The sequence below is a fragment of the Kitasatospora sp. HPM-01-4 genome (assembly GCF_051374625.1).
GTDB lineage: Bacteria > Actinomycetota > Actinomycetes > Streptomycetales > Streptomycetaceae > Kitasatospora.
The window spans coordinates 8,132,916-8,146,475 of the sequence record NZ_JBPQGP010000005.1; the positions used below are offsets into that span (position 1 = coordinate 8,132,916).

General features: G+C 69.7%; 15 protein-coding genes. 10 read left to right on the forward strand and 5 right to left on the reverse strand.

Going from position 1 to position 13,560, the window contains the following annotated elements; translation table 11 throughout:
• Positions 1–133 precede the first annotated feature (133 nt).
• Positions 134–706: a hypothetical protein gene (locus tag ACSMTC_RS35185; protein WP_436563794.1), complete on the reverse strand. Its 573-nt coding sequence runs from the start codon at positions 704–706 to the stop codon at positions 134–136.
• A 376-nt stretch (positions 707–1,082) separates the two neighbouring features.
• On the opposite strand from ACSMTC_RS35185, the gene ACSMTC_RS35190 reads away from it, so the two are divergent.
• From ACSMTC_RS35190 to ACSMTC_RS35200, 3 genes are all read left to right on the forward strand, one after another.
• Entirely contained in the window at positions 1,083–2,078 is a 996-nt protein-coding gene (locus ACSMTC_RS35190; protein WP_436563795.1) for a PHP domain-containing protein, read from the forward strand.
• A gap of 108 nt (positions 2,079–2,186) precedes the next feature.
• Positions 2,187–3,098 (forward strand): Rieske (2Fe-2S) protein, encoded by a 912-nt coding sequence (locus tag ACSMTC_RS35195; protein ID WP_436563796.1) that lies wholly within the window; start codon positions 2,187–2,189, stop codon positions 3,096–3,098.
• A gap of 281 nt (positions 3,099–3,379) precedes the next feature.
• On the forward strand, positions 3,380–3,595 hold the full coding sequence (locus ACSMTC_RS35200; protein WP_436563797.1) for a hypothetical protein: 216 nt from the start codon (positions 3,380–3,382) through the stop codon (positions 3,593–3,595).
• 598 nt (positions 3,596–4,193) lie between these two features.
• Here ACSMTC_RS35200 and ACSMTC_RS35205 read toward each other — a convergent pair.
• A complete protein-coding gene (locus ACSMTC_RS35205; RefSeq protein WP_436564900.1) occupies positions 4,194–5,132 on the reverse strand; it encodes a TIGR03557 family F420-dependent LLM class oxidoreductase in 939 nt (312 codons plus the stop codon).
• Positions 5,133–5,251: 119 nt separating this feature from the next.
• A complete protein-coding gene (locus ACSMTC_RS35210; protein WP_436563798.1) occupies positions 5,252–5,638 on the reverse strand; it encodes an STAS domain-containing protein in 387 nt (128 codons plus the stop codon).
• 527 nt (positions 5,639–6,165) lie between these two features.
• Between ACSMTC_RS35210 and ACSMTC_RS35215 the strand changes: the two genes are divergently transcribed.
• Both ACSMTC_RS35215 and ACSMTC_RS35220 read left to right on the forward strand, forming a co-directional pair.
• Entirely contained in the window at positions 6,166–6,459 is a 294-nt protein-coding gene (locus tag ACSMTC_RS35215; RefSeq protein WP_436563799.1) for a helix-turn-helix transcriptional regulator, read from the forward strand.
• A 365-nt stretch (positions 6,460–6,824) separates the two neighbouring features.
• Positions 6,825–7,283: an ASCH domain-containing protein gene (locus tag ACSMTC_RS35220; protein ID WP_436563800.1), complete on the forward strand. Its 459-nt coding sequence runs from the start codon at positions 6,825–6,827 to the stop codon at positions 7,281–7,283.
• A 58-nt stretch (positions 7,284–7,341) separates the two neighbouring features.
• Here ACSMTC_RS35220 and ACSMTC_RS35225 read toward each other — a convergent pair whose 3' ends face one another.
• Positions 7,342–7,842 (reverse strand): hemerythrin domain-containing protein, encoded by a 501-nt coding sequence (locus ACSMTC_RS35225; protein ID WP_436563801.1) that lies wholly within the window; start codon positions 7,840–7,842, stop codon positions 7,342–7,344.
• 418 nt (positions 7,843–8,260) lie between these two features.
• Here ACSMTC_RS35225 and ACSMTC_RS35230 point away from each other — a divergent pair, with 418 nt between their 5' ends.
• From ACSMTC_RS35230 to ACSMTC_RS35245, 4 genes are all read left to right on the forward strand, one after another.
• Complete coding sequence (locus ACSMTC_RS35230; protein ID WP_436563802.1) at positions 8,261–9,250, forward strand: 1-phosphofructokinase family hexose kinase; 990 nt, start codon at positions 8,261–8,263, stop codon at positions 9,248–9,250.
• Positions 9,232–10,032 carry a 5'/3'-nucleotidase SurE gene (gene surE / locus ACSMTC_RS35235; protein ID WP_436563803.1) on the forward strand — a complete coding sequence of 267 codons (801 nt, stop codon included), beginning with the start codon at positions 9,232–9,234 and terminating at the stop codon, positions 10,030–10,032. The genes ACSMTC_RS35230 and surE overlap by 19 nt, the downstream gene beginning before the upstream one ends.
• 237 nt (positions 10,033–10,269) lie before the next feature.
• Complete coding sequence (locus ACSMTC_RS35240; protein WP_436563804.1) at positions 10,270–10,923, forward strand: HemK2/MTQ2 family protein methyltransferase; 654 nt, start codon at positions 10,270–10,272, stop codon at positions 10,921–10,923.
• Positions 10,907–11,143 (forward strand): CDGSH iron-sulfur domain-containing protein, encoded by a 237-nt coding sequence (locus ACSMTC_RS35245; RefSeq protein WP_436563805.1) that lies wholly within the window; start codon positions 10,907–10,909, stop codon positions 11,141–11,143. The genes ACSMTC_RS35240 and ACSMTC_RS35245 overlap by 17 nt, the downstream gene beginning before the upstream one ends.
• On the opposite strand, the gene ACSMTC_RS35250 is transcribed toward ACSMTC_RS35245, so the two are convergent.
• Complete coding sequence (locus tag ACSMTC_RS35250; protein ID WP_436563806.1) at positions 11,111–12,124, reverse strand: iron-containing redox enzyme family protein; 1,014 nt, start codon at positions 12,122–12,124, stop codon at positions 11,111–11,113. The two genes, ACSMTC_RS35245 and ACSMTC_RS35250, sit on opposite strands and share 33 nt — an antisense overlap.
• 212 nt (positions 12,125–12,336) lie before the next feature.
• Here ACSMTC_RS35250 and ACSMTC_RS35255 point away from each other — a divergent pair, with 212 nt between their 5' ends.
• A complete protein-coding gene (locus ACSMTC_RS35255; protein WP_436563807.1) occupies positions 12,337–13,509 on the forward strand; it encodes a macrolide family glycosyltransferase in 1,173 nt (390 codons plus the stop codon).
• Positions 13,510–13,560 lie beyond the last annotated feature (51 nt).

Genomic DNA, 13,560 nt, shown 5'->3' on the forward strand with positions numbered 1-13,560 from the left:
CGCACGCGACCGTCAACATGGGTAACCAGGCGATCCGGGTGCCGTATCCGTGTCGTCGCCGACCAGGACGGCGGGTTCGACCGGGAAGGCCCGGCCACTCGCGGCGGCACAACACACCATGCCCATTCCGGGCTCACAGGTCGAAGCCCTGCTCACGCAGGGCTTCGCGCATGGTCTCCAGCTTCCGCCGGGCGGCGCTGAGGTTGTCCTCGATCACCGTGAGGGTCCTGGCCAGGGTCTCCTGGTCGATCCTGGATCGGTTGACCAAGCTGAGTAGATCAGCAGCGACCAGCATCGCCGGGTCGGCCACGTCGGTGAACAGTTTTCCCTCGCCCGCGACGCCGGTGTGCAGCTCGACCGAAGTACGGTTGATGCGATTGCCGAGCACCACCGCCCAGCATTGGGCGGCTTTGTGCGGATCGTCTCCCGAGAAGGCCATCAGCGCGGACATGAACCCTTCGAAGACCTTCAACAGGTCGATCCGTTCCAACCGCCCGACGTGCGTCTCGGTCAAGGCGAGCAGCACACCGAGCAGGAACACCGGATCGCCACCTACCGGCTGCTCCTCCAGTCCGCGAACACCAAGCGCTGACAGCGCTTCGCGGTACCGGTCGGCGGGGAACAGCGGGAGAGCGTCATTGGTCGCCATGGTCAGCGATCCTGGCAGAGCCGCCGCCGAATACAGGCGCGACGCCTCGGCTGCCACGCTGATCCGAGTGCACCCGGGTGACGCCTCACCAATCTGCAGGCCGCCGACCCTCCGGATGCTGGCCTGGGCCTCGGTAGCCCACTTCCTCGTCCGTTGCGCCAGGACGTTCGCCGCACGGCCTCTTTCAGTCAAAGCCCGATGAGAGAGAACGGAAGTCCGGAGCTCGCCGTGCCACCAGGACGGTGGTGGCGGCTACCGGGCCCGGGCCGGGGTACGTCTGGGTTCGGCGTGGCCGCGTGCGCCAGCAGCTTCGGCGAGTTGGAATTCGTCTCGGCCGCGGCGTAGTCAGCCCGCATCCGCTTGTAGGGCGACTGTCGCCGCCCCTTCTCAGTCGAGAAGGGCAGGTCGATGGCGGACGGCGAACACTGGAGGCATGGACCCAGTCGAAGCGCTGCGGCGCATCGCCTTTCTCCTGGAGTGGTGCGGCGCCTCTCCATATCGGGTTCGGGCCTTCCACACGGCGGCTGAAGCGGCCCGTAGCCTGCCGACCGGTCCGGTGGACACAGCACAGGCCCAGCGGCTGCGTGGCGTCGGTCCGGTCACCGCCGAGGTGATCATGGAGGCGTCGGTGGGCGAAGTGCCAACCTATCTCGCGAGGCTGGAGGCGGACGCCGGGCCGGCCGCCTGCGCGGGCTGGGACCTGTGGGCGGCGGCTGAGGGGGACTGCCACGTGCACTCCGATTGGTCCGACGGCGGCAGTCCGATCGAGGAGATGGCCGATGCGGCCCGCGGACTGGGGCACCGATGGGCCGTGCTCACCGACCACTCGCCCCGGCTCACGATTGCGCATGGCTTAAGCGCCGACCGGCTGTGGCTCCAGTTGGAGGCGGTTGCAGCTGTCAACGCCCGGATGGAGTCCTTTCAACTCCTGTCGGGAATCGAGTGCGACATTCTGGAAGACGGTTCGCTCGACCAGGAGGAGGAGTTACTCGGGCGGCTCGATGTGGTGGTCGCCTCGGTGCATTCGAAGCTGCGCGCAGAGCCGGGGCCGATGACTGCCCGGATGGTGGCGGCGGTGTGCAACCCGCATGTCGACGTGCTCGGACACTGCACCGGTCGGCTCATCACTGGCAGAGGGCGGCCGCAGTCCCGGTTCGATGCCGAGGCCGTCTTCTCGGCCTGTGCCGCAGCCGGAACCGCCGTGGAGATCAACTGCCGCCCCGAGCGACGCGATCCGCCGGACGACCTGCTGCGGCTGGCGGCCGACGCGGGCTGTCTGTTCGCCGTGGATACGGACGCCCATGCCCCGGAGCAGTTGCACTGGCAGGCGTCCGGATACGCGCGTGCGGCGCGTGCGGGTCTGGGGTCGGACCGGTTGGTTACCACCTGGCCGGTCGGGAGGTTGTTGAAGTGGACGGCTCGGCCCTGACCCGGACACGTTCGCGTGACCCGCCGCCGACCCGGCGTGGCCGCGAGCTGCTCCGCCCGGCCCACGCCGACGCGCGCGACAGCGCCTACTGCGTAGAAGCTGATGCCCATGACGAGGAGCCTCTTCACCCGCATCGGGCACACAGCCGACGAACCGCAGGACAGAAGGATCTTGAAGGCGCTCGACGCGGTCGGCGATGCCGACGAACTGGATGCTCTGACCGAGCCGCTCAAGCGGATCGTGCACGGCCTGCCGCTGGGCCGACTTCGCGGGTTGCTGCACGGCCGTCCCCTCGGTCACCCCCTGCACCCCGTGCTGGTCCAGCTGCCGGTGGGCGCCTGGATGTCCGCGGCCGTCCTCGACCTGATGCCGAGTGACCAGCGCCCGGCCCGCCTCCTGGTGGCCGTTGGGGTGATCACCGCTGTCCCGGCGGCATGGACGGGCTGGGTCGACTGGGCCGAGCAGCACGAGCAGCAGAGGCGCACCGGCCTGGTGCACGCCGTCTCCGTCACCACGGCGATCGCCCTGTACAGCGGATCATGGGCCGCCCGTCGACGCGGCCGCCACGGGCTCGGCCGGACCCTCGGCTTCACCGGCCTTGCAGCAGCCGGAGCCGGGGCCTTCCTGGGCGGACACATCGCCTACCGGCAGGGCGCCGGGGCGAACAAGGCGGAACCAGTGCCGTATCTGGTCGAACCCGGCTGGCATCCACTGGGAAGGCCTGAGGACTTCCCCCTCGGCCGGGCCTGCCGCCGTGTGATCGGGGAGGTTCCGGTACTGGTGGTACGCGAAGCGCAGCACATCGTGCACGTCCTCGCCGACCGGTGCAGCCACCTTTCCGGCCCGCTGTCCGAGGGCGAACTCGTCGACGGGTGCGTTCGCTGCCCCTGGCACGGCAGCCTGTTCCGCCTCGCCGACGGCTGGAACGTCGACGGACCCGCCACGGCCCCCCAACCGAGGTTCGAGACCCGCACTGATGCCGACGGCACCCTGCATGTGCGGCTCCGCGGCTCGGGCTGACCGTCCGGGCCCGGCCCTCACCCGCAGACGTCCCCGTGAATGCTCCCCACGACGCTATGACGCCACGGCCGTCGGCGCGCTTCGGCTACCGGCGGGATGCCGACCAGATGGTTCTCCACGGCCTCGGCCCGCCAGGTCGATCCGCTGCTGCGGACCGCGCGCCGAGCCCAGCCCGGTCCGGGCAGCGATCCGCGCCCGGGCACGGCCTCCGACCGTTTGACTGCCGTGTCCACGGGTTAGACGCGGCATAAACACCCTCACACCGCGAGAGGAGGGAGAACATGACCACACAACACCGACGCCGTCCCGTACTGCACTGCCAGTTGGACGACGACGATCTGGAGGCCGTCCAGCGGCTGGCGGCCCCCCTGTCCGGGAACACCAAGTGGTCTGCCAGGCCGGGAGCACCCGCCAAGTCCGCGGATGCCGAGCAGCGTGCCGACGTCACGGAGGGCAGGCGGCCGCAACCGCCAGCCGCCGACTCGGTCGCCCCATAGTTAGTCCGGGCCGCCGACCCGCGGGATTGACGGGTGGGAACCAGGGATGGGAGCTGCCGCGTCACTGCGGCTTCGCCGTCCACAGCCTTGGCGGATGTCGGCGTACACACGAACCCCGTACGCCGATAGCGGATGAATCTCGGCGGCCCTGGTCCGCTGGTGCTTCGGCTTCGTCTCAGACGCTACCCGGGGTAGGCCAACCGTGGCCCCCGAGGAGTTCCAGCGAACTGCAGGAGGAAGTCGGCGGGCACCTGCTGCGGATGCGCCACGCCCTCGGCCGGGCCGCCCGGGAGGAAGGCTGTCGATTCGCGGCATGCGCCGCCGCTCGCCAACCGTCTGCCTGTGCCGGTGAGGCCCTCGGCCTGCTACCGCCGACTGCCCGTCGACGCGCCGCGGCTCACCGACGAAAAGCTGATCGCGGGTACGGACGTCCACCTCGGCATTCCTACCGCGCCGCTGGCGTCATCATGCTGAACCGGTTGCGCCCGTGGGCCGGTGGCACTGGCCGCTAATGACCTCGGCGGCGCTGGCCTGGGCCTGTCCACCGTCCGCACGCTGTCGGTGTAGCGGGTGGTGCCGCAGCCGGTCTGGGCGTGAGTCAGCGGTTCAGGGCGGGCAGGACGATCTCTCGGTAGGCGTCGAAGAAGACTTCCTGATCAGGACCGATCTGCCCGATGTACACCTCGTCGAATCCAGCCCGCGCATAGGCGCGCACCGCCTCCACGTGCTCCTCCGCCTCGTCGCCGCACGTGACGGCGTCGGCCACCATCTCGCGGGTGACGAGCTCGCTGGCCTGCTCGAAGTGCGCCGGTGTCGGAAGGATCTGGGCGAGTTCGCCGGGCAGCAGCTCGGTCGGCCACAGACGGTGCACCGTGTCGATGGCCGCGTCCCGGTTGCTGCTCCAGCACACTTTGACCCCACCCACCACTTTCTTGCCCGCGCCGCCGTTGTCCTGAAAAGCGCCCACGAGATCGGCGTCCGGAGACATGGTGACGAGTCCGTCCCCGACCCGGCCGGCCAGGGCGGCGGCCTTCGGCCCGAACGCGGACACGAGAATCGGCAGCGGCTGGTCGGGGGCGGTGTAGAGGCGGGCGGTGTCGACCTGGTAGTGCCGGCCGCGATGGCTTACCAGGCCGCCGGTGAACAGCTTCCGCATCACCTCGACGGCTTCCTCCAGCATCTCGGCCCGGATCTTGAACGACGGCCACGCATCGCCGTGGATATGCTCGTTTAGCGCTTCCCCTGTCCCGACGCCCAGGACGAAGCGCCCGCCGAGCAGCACGCCGGAGGTGGCGGCGGCCTGCGCGGTGACGGCCGGGTGCAGCCGCATCGTCGGACAGGTCACCAGTGTGGTGACCGGCAGGCTCACGGCCTGGGAAAGCGCGCCGACCATCGACCACACGAACGCACTACTGCCCTGCGCGTCGTTCCACGGATGGAAGTGATCGGAGATGGCCAGCCTCGTGAACCCCGCATTCTGCGCCCGCCGGGCCTGATCGATCAGCTCCGCCGGGGCGGAGCTGGGCCGGGCTTGCAGCTGTGGCCGAAGCCAGGCGTTTTGAAACGTGGCGAGGGCGAGAGCCAAGAAGATCGCGGCCCGCACCGGTGGGCAAGAGGCGGGCCCGGCACGGGGAGCCGGGAACAAGAAGCAGCTCGTCAACCTCCTTTCACCGGGCGGTCATGTGCGGTGTGCTCGGTTTCGAAGGGGGCGCATCTGTGCAGGGCCTCTTCGGTCAGGGCCGGGAGCACCCGGAACACGGTGTCGGTCTGGGTGATTTCCAGCACCCTCTGTGCCTGCGGGCTGGGTGCGGCAAGCACGAGGGGAACGCCCGCAGCGAGCGCGGCCCGGCGGGCGGTCAGCAGCACGTGGAGGGCGCTGGTGGTGAACAGGTCGACGGCGTGCAGGTCGATCACGAGGAGGACGGGGCGCCGGGCGAGGGCCTGGCGCAGTTCGTGGCGCAGGTGCTGTTCGTTGTCCATGTGGACGTAGCCGACGATGGAGCAGACCAGGGCGTCGCCGATAGCGGTGGTGGATGTCTTCATATCCGGGGCGAGCATGGTGTGCCTTCCGGGCGGCCCGGGTCGAAGTGCTGGAAGCGCGTCGGTGGGCGTGACGGGGAGCCGGACGACGTGCGTGCGGGGTTTGCCGAGGGCAGTGCTGGGGTTGCGGATCGGGCGGCGGGCGGTGGCCATGGCTTTCCTCACCCTGTGCCGAGGTGGGAGGCCGGGCCCCCGCCTCGCTGACGGTTTCCTGCTGGTAGTCCAAAGTGTCTTGAGGGGATGCGCCGGCAGCGAGGTGCGCCTCGGGGCGGTGACCGCGTGACGGACCGTGCGGCGCAGCGGCTCGACCTGACAGGTCTGGTCGCTGTGCTCGCGGGGACGGCCGATGTGGTCGTAGAGGAAGCCGACGAGGCTGTCCACGGTGACCTCTTCGCACAAGCAAGGATCCTGGCCGCAAGGCGGCCTGGCTTGCCCTTCAACCATTCGCCCACTAGCGATCCATGTCAACAGTTACACGGATTGTTTTTCGTGCTTAGGGTTGCGTGAATCGGCGGTCGTATGCTGGTGTCATGGACGAGTGCCCCGCGGCGGCGCGGCGGTGGACTTTTTTGACCAACCACGCCCGCGTGCTAGTGCAGATCGCTCGTGATCCCGGAATCAGGGTGCGCGACATCGCGGCGCGGTGCCTGCTGACCGAGCGGGCGGTGCAACGGATCATCGTCGACCTCGAAGAGGCCGGCTACCTTACCCACGAACGCACCGGGCGCAGTAACCAGTACCAGATCCAGGCCGCCAAACAATTGCGCCACCCGGCCGACGCCGGCCCCAGTCTCGCCGAACTCCTGGCCGTCCTCCTGCGCTGATCACCTGACCGCTTGCACCCGGTCGGGCAGGGCGGACAGGCCTGGCAGGATCCAGTGATGACGAAGGCGACTCGAGGCGGAAGCGACGAGGGGCGCCAACCCGTGTCCGCAGTCGGTCGCTCGGCCGGTGCAGTCGCTGGCTCACAGGTTGGAAGTACAGCTGACGGGGCCGCGAAACGTGGCGCTGTGCCGATGGGGGACGGATCCTGTGAGCGTGCCGAGCGCGGCCTGGGCTTGGAAGCGGGCGAGCGGGTGCCGGGAGCAGCGACGTTCCGGCACCGAGGACCAGTACGTCAGCCACAACGGCTGCTACCTGCCCACATCGGCGCCGGCGGCGAACACTCCGACGGCGAGGGGCGGCACCTGTGACCACCGCGAGAGCACTTACCGTGCGCCAGCCGTACGCCGACGCCATCGTGTACGGCCCGAAACGGATCGAGAACCGCCCCCGACCCACCAAGTACCGCGGCCTGCTCCTCATCCACGCCGGCCTGGTCACCTACAAGGGCCTGCTCCCGCCGGCGGACCCCGATTGGCCGGACGAGAGAGGCGCCGTCATCGGCACCGCGCAACTCGTCGGCTGCCACCACGCCACCGAGGGTTGTTGCCTCGATTGGGGTTTCCGTGACAGCTGGCACTGGGAACTCGCCGACGTCCAGGCTCTTGCCGCACCTCTTCCGGTAAGGGGAGCACTCGGCCTGTGGACCCCCGGTGAGGATGTCCTCCGGGCCGTTCGCCAGCAACGCCGTCCCGTGCGCGACGAAGCCAGAAGCGACTCCCGGATCGGCTGCCCGCCGGATGCCGCCCACGGAGTGGGGCCCTGAACGGCTGCCCCGGTATGGCGCCACGCGGCCGGGGTCCCCGCGCAGGGCCGGGTAAGGGCTACCCGAGGATCGCGTCCGCTGCCTTCTGCAGGAACCCGGGGTGCTCAGGCCTGCGGGGCGCGGCGTCGCGGATCTCGATCATGCGGGCACCGATCTGCTGGAGCGCTGTGCGTCCGAGCGCTGCCCGCACCTTCGGGAACCAGTCGCCCTCCTCCTCCTCGATGTGGCGGCGTACGGCCTCGATGAGAACCGCCGTCTTGGCGTCGAAGCGCTCGTCCTCCGGGCGCATCACATCCAGCTCCGCGCACAGCAGGTCGGCGACGTGGTGCTCCTCGAAGGACTCCAGGATGTCGCGCTCCAGTGCCGGCACGAGCTCGCGGACCTTCGGGTACATGACCTCGTTCTCGATGTAGGTGTGGACCGTGAGCGCCTCCACGATCTTGTCGACGAGGTTGTGCTTGGTCGCCTTGGCATCTTCGCCGGTGGCCTCGAACTCGCGGAACAGGCGCCGGATCTCTTTGTGGTCCTCCTTCAGGACCACAATGGCATCGGTCGACATGTCATTCCTCCAAGCGCTGCACGAGATCGGTCGTTCAACCCGAAAACGCGTCCACTGCAACGGACCTGCGCGGCTGCCGCGCTCCCGGTTCAGGGGGCGGTGCCCGGAACACCACCGTCCGTCGAAAATGCGGCCGCAGCAAGTCCGGCTGTCCGGCCAGCTCGCTGGGCCTGTGCCCAGCTGTGCTGGAGCAACGGTCAGGGGTGCCCGAGCGCCCGTTCGGATGACCCCGGGCGGCACAGCCGTAATCAGGCGAGCGGCCCTCACCCGGGATCGCCGGGAGTCCGACGCGGAGCATTTTCGGGGCTTTTGAGGTGCCGATGATGGGAACCAGCCCCGTAAGGAGACGGCCTGTTCGGAAGCCGTGCAGGCCTGGAGCAGACGAGTTCGCACGGCCGAACGTGAGGTGGTGGTGACGGTGACGGGGACAGCAGTGGTGTTCGCGCCCGCGCCGGTGCTGACGGTGACCGTGGAGGAGCGGGCCGGAGACCCTGATGTGCACCTGCACGCCGGCGGGCAGGGGGTGTGGCAGGCACGAATGCTCACCGGCCTGGGCGGTCGCGCGGTTCTGTGTGGCGGTTTCGGCGGCGAGAGCGGCCAGGTGGTGCGTGCGCTGCTGGAACAGGAGGGCATCGAGGTCGCCGCGGTGGGCGGCGAAATCCGCAACGGGGTGGTGGTGCAGGACCGCCGCGAGGGCGGGCGCCGCATGGTCGCCGAGGCGACGGCGACCGGGCCGTCGCGGCACGACCTGGACGAACTGCACAACCTCGTCCTGGCCCGCGGCATGGAGGCCGGGATCGCGGTGCTCAGCGGCCCGGCCCCACCCGACCGGCACCTCGTGCCGCCCGATCTCTACCGGCGCCTGGCCGCCGACCTGACAGCAGGCGGCTGCCGGGTGATCGCCGACCTTGCCGACGAGTGGCTGTCGGCAGTCGTCGAGGGCGGCGCCTACCTGCTCAAGGTCAGCCACGAGGAACTACGGGCCGGCCATCTCGCCCCCGCCGGCACTGTCCCCGAGCTGGTGGCGGTGATGCACACCCTGCATGCCGGGGGCACCGAGGCGGTCCTGGTCACCCGTGCCGAACAGCCCGCTCTGGCCCTCGTCGACGGCTGCCTGCACGAGATCGTCACCCCCCGCATGGCACCCGCCGACCCTCGCGGAGCCGGCGATTCCATGACAGCCGGCATCATCGCCGGCCTGCTGCGCGGCGACCACCTGCCCGACGCCCTGCGTCTGGGTGCGGGCGCCGGAGCCCTGAACGCCACCCGGCACGGACTGGGAACCGGAAGCCGTCAGGCTGTCGAGCGCCTGGCCGCGGCAACCGAACTGCGCCTTCTCGACGACCAGGGCTCCCACCACCTGCGCATGAACCGACGGGAGCTGGCCGCATGGATGACACGGATGTGACCGGGCGCCCACGGATCCTGGTCACCAACGATGACGGGATCGACTCCCCGGGCCTGCACCACCTCGCACGCGCGGCCTGCGCCTTGTCGCCGCACGTGGTGGTGGCCGCGCCTCGGGAGGAAACCAGCGGCAGCAGCGCGGCGCTGACCGCGGTGGAGGACCAGGGACGGGTTGTCGTCGAACGGCGCGATCTGCCGGACCTGGACGGTGTGCTCGCGCACGCGGTTGCCGCCGCGCCGGCGTTCATCGCGATGCTCGCCGGCCGGGGCGCCTTCGGTCCCGCTCCGCACATCGTGCTGTCCGGAATCAACCGTGGCCCGAACACCGGTCGTGCCACCTTGCACTCCGGCACGGTGGGCGCCGCGCTGACCGCCAGTCTGGACGGCTGCCGCACGATGGCCCTATCCCTGGACGTCGGCGACACCTGGCACTGGGAGACCGCGGCCGCCGTCACCACCCGGCTGCTACCGCTCCTGGCCCTGACCGATCCAGGTGCCGTGATCAACGTCAACATCCCCAACCTGCCGCTGGGAGAGGTCCGCGGAATCCGCCACGCCGTACTCGCGCCGTTCGGCACCGTGCAGACCACCGTGACCGACCGCGGCCATGGCTACATCGCCGTCACCCTCACCGAGACCGACACCGAACCCGGCCCCGACAGCGACGCCGCCTTGCTGGCCGACGGCTGGACCACCCTCAGCCTCCTGAACGCCCTCTCCACCACTGCGGCACCAGACCGTCTGATGCAGGCCCTGCACGACCTGTCAGCCACCGGCTGGTGATTCCGTTGGGGGCTATCAGGATTCCTTGACCGGTGGCGCGAGGGCGCGACCGGTGGCACAGCGCCCGCCACGGCTGCACTGGACCCGGGCAGGGGGCGGCTATCGCCCCCCTGGTGAGGTGGTGGCCGCGCTGCTCGACCTCATCGGCCCCGCGATCGACAAGACGAGCGGTAGGTGAGCAGCCTCAAAACGGTGCATCCGCCGTGTGGCCTCCGTGGCACCGGGCACACGTGCAGTATGTGGTTGGTGAGACTGCCCGGGGTCTATCCGCCGCAGGCCGACACCGTCCTGCTGGCGGAGAGCTTGGCCAGGGAACGGAATTGTGACGGTGCCGAACTGCTCGACGTGGGCACCGGCAGCGGCGCGATAGCGGTAACTGCTGTCAGGCTCGGAGCGCGGGTGACCGCAGTGGACGTCTCCCGGCTCGCGCTGGCCACAGCCTGGATCAACGCCACGCTCCACCGATGCCGAATCCGTCTGCGGCACGGTGACCTGATGGTTCCCGTCCACGGGCACCGGTATGACCTCATCGTCAGCAATCCGCCGTACGTGCCGGCGGAGCGTCTCCGCCCGCCGCAGCGCGGTGCCGCCCGTGCCTGGGACGCCGGGCCGGACGGCCGACTGCTGCTGGACCGGATCTGCGCCCAGGCCCCCGCCCAGCTGGTACCCGGCGGAGTCCTGCTGATCGTGCAGTCATCCCTCGCGGGGATCCCAGCCACCATCGCGGCCCTCGAACGCTCAGGGCTCGAGACCGGGATAGTGGCGCGGCAGTGGCAGCGGTTCGGGCGGGTGATGTCCGCCCGCGCCGATTGGTTCGAGCGGCGGGGGCTGATCCGGGCCGGGGTCCGGGAGGAGGAACTGGTGGTGATCCGCGGTGTCCGTCAACCGTGAGCTCGATGCTCGCCGGGTCTGGCCGACGGAGGACGGTCCGATCCTGGTCGAGGGGCCGGTCGAGATCGTCCTGGCGGACGGTTCGGTCATCAGGTGTGACCGGCCTACCGTGGCGCTTTGCGCCTGTCGGCGCAGCCGCTGCTACCCGTTCTGCGACACCAGCCACCGGCGCCACCGGTCCGCAGCCTCAGCCACCGAGGAGAACACCGCGGCGCAGTGAGCTCTCTCGTCTGCGCCAGTGGCTGACCAGGTGCTCGGTAAGTCGTTCCTCGACCGCACAGGCCGCCGCCGCACCGAAGGCGATGTCTTGTTCCAACTCCGGTTCGGCGAGCAGAAGTTCCCGGACGACGCCGTGGCGCACCAGTTGCTCGTGCACCGCGTCGGCCTCCACGTGCTCGCGGTAGAACCTGATACCTGCCGGTCCGGCCCCCAGCCGCTCGAAGGCCGCCACCAGGCGGGCGGAGCTGGGCGAGGAGGTCATCTCCACTGCCGCGAACTGCCCCACCAGGGCGCCCCGGAGCGAACGGTGCAGTCCGAACATCGACATCAGATTCACCACGGCCAGGGCAGCCCCGGCCGCGACGTCCAGGTAGTGCCCGTAGCGGGAGTCGAGTTCGAAGTCGGCCATCATCTCAGCGAAAAGCCGGGTGTGTGCCCGTTCCGCCCGGCCCGCTCCGTACTCGTCGAATTGAACGGCCATCAGCGCCGCCTGGGCGGCGCCGGGCAGCCTCGGCACCACCCAGGTCTGCGGGTCGGCCTCCTTCAGGTGGTAGAGGGAGCGGTGGACCAGATACTCGCGGGCCTGCCAACGCTCTCCGTGTGCGAGCAGGAAGTGCGAGGCTCCACTGCCGTCTCTCGGTTCGGTCAGCAGCCGTTCGAAGAGGGCCGGGAGGCGGGGCAGCGGTCTGGTGCCCGCGCGTAGGGCGGTGAGGAACGGTCTTTCCAACGCGCGGCGCAGCCGCAGCAGTTCGGGATCCCACTCCCACTCGGGCGAGACGGCGGCGAAGCCCCCGTAGTGGAGTTCGTAGCACAGGTACAGCGCCAGCTGGTGGTCCTCGCCCCACGGGTCCGCACCGACGCGCTCCGGCAGAGGCGCGAGCGGACCGGTTCCAGGCGGTCCAGCGAGCAGCAATGACCGGATACGGTCGGAGAGCGGGCCGCGGGCGGCCGGCATCGGCGGGGCGAATCGTGTGACGACCATCATTCCTCCCTTCGATTGTGGCGTGGCCCGGCGAGTGCCGCACCTCGCGCGCCGGTCCCACAGAACCAGGGTCCGTGCGGTGTCCGGCGGCCGTGCCGAGCCCTCCAGGACATTGATCGCGTGCTTGACCGGGAAACGGGTGGGACGGCAGTGGCTGCGGCGAGTCGCGAATCTCGATGGCGTCGCGGCGCTGGTGCTGCCAGGGTGTCCCCGTGCTGAAGAAGTTACTCTTCATGACCCTGGCCGGGCATGGACACATCAATCCGATGCTGCCGTTGGTCGAGGAACTCGTACGGCGCGGGCACCGGGTGGACTACGCCACTGGGGCAGGCCACGCCGCCGCGGTCACCGGTGCCGGCGCACGTTGGTTGGAGCTACCGCCGCTGGAGCCGTTCACACCGCCGTCAAAGATCGGCCCAGAGGCCGTAGCCGGCTGGTTGCGCCACTACTTCGCGGCAATGAGTGCGACCTACCCGGTGCTGCAGAGGTACTGTGCCTCGGAGCCGGTGGACGCAATCTGTTACGACACGACGAACTGGCCTGCCCGGATCATCGCCAGGAGGCTGGGGGTCCCTGCCGTGCAGTGCTTCCCTCACCTCGCCTCGAACGAGGCGTACTCGCTGGACCGGCAGTTGACCACAGGGCTCGACGCGGACTCTCCGGCGATGGCCTTGCTCGCCGCTGACTGTGAGGCCTTCTCCGCCGAGTACGGCGTCCCGCTCGGTGTCGCCGACACCATGACGATGGCGGACGGGCTCAACCTCGTGTTCGTCCCACGAGAGTTCCAGCCGGCCGCTGACAGCTTCGACGAACGTTTTCACTTCATCGGCCCCTCGATGGGCAGGCGCGAGCAGGCCGAGCAGTGGTCACCGCCTGGCCCCGACGCACCACTGCTGTATGTCTCACTGGGCACCGTCTTCAACGGCCGCCCGGAGTTCTACCGCGCCTGCATCGACGCTGTCGCCGACGGGCCGTGGCAGTTGGCGATGACCGTGGGCGATACGGATGCCGCCGTACTGGGCGCCCTCCCGAACCGGGTGGACGTCCGGTCGCGGTTTCCGCAACTGGCGGTACTCCGCCATGCCACCGCCTTCGTATCGCATGCCGGAATGAACTCCGTCATGGAGGCGCTGCATTACGGGGTTGGCCTCGTCGCCGTCCCGCGGACGCCTGAGCAGGCCGCCAACGCCGGGCGCCTGGGGGAGCTCGGGCTCGGCGAACGCCTGAACGCCGACATGGTGAGCGCCGGAGCACTGCGGGCGGCGATCAGCAGGGTGGCCTCAGACCCGGCAGTACGCATCAATCTTGCAGGAATGCGCCAAGCCATCCTGCGAAGTGGTGGAGTCACGCGCGGCGCCGACGTGATCGAGCAGTACCTCCGTTAGTACTGCTGCGGTTGCCGGCCGACCGCCCTCCGCGACCTGCTGCCGGCGGGT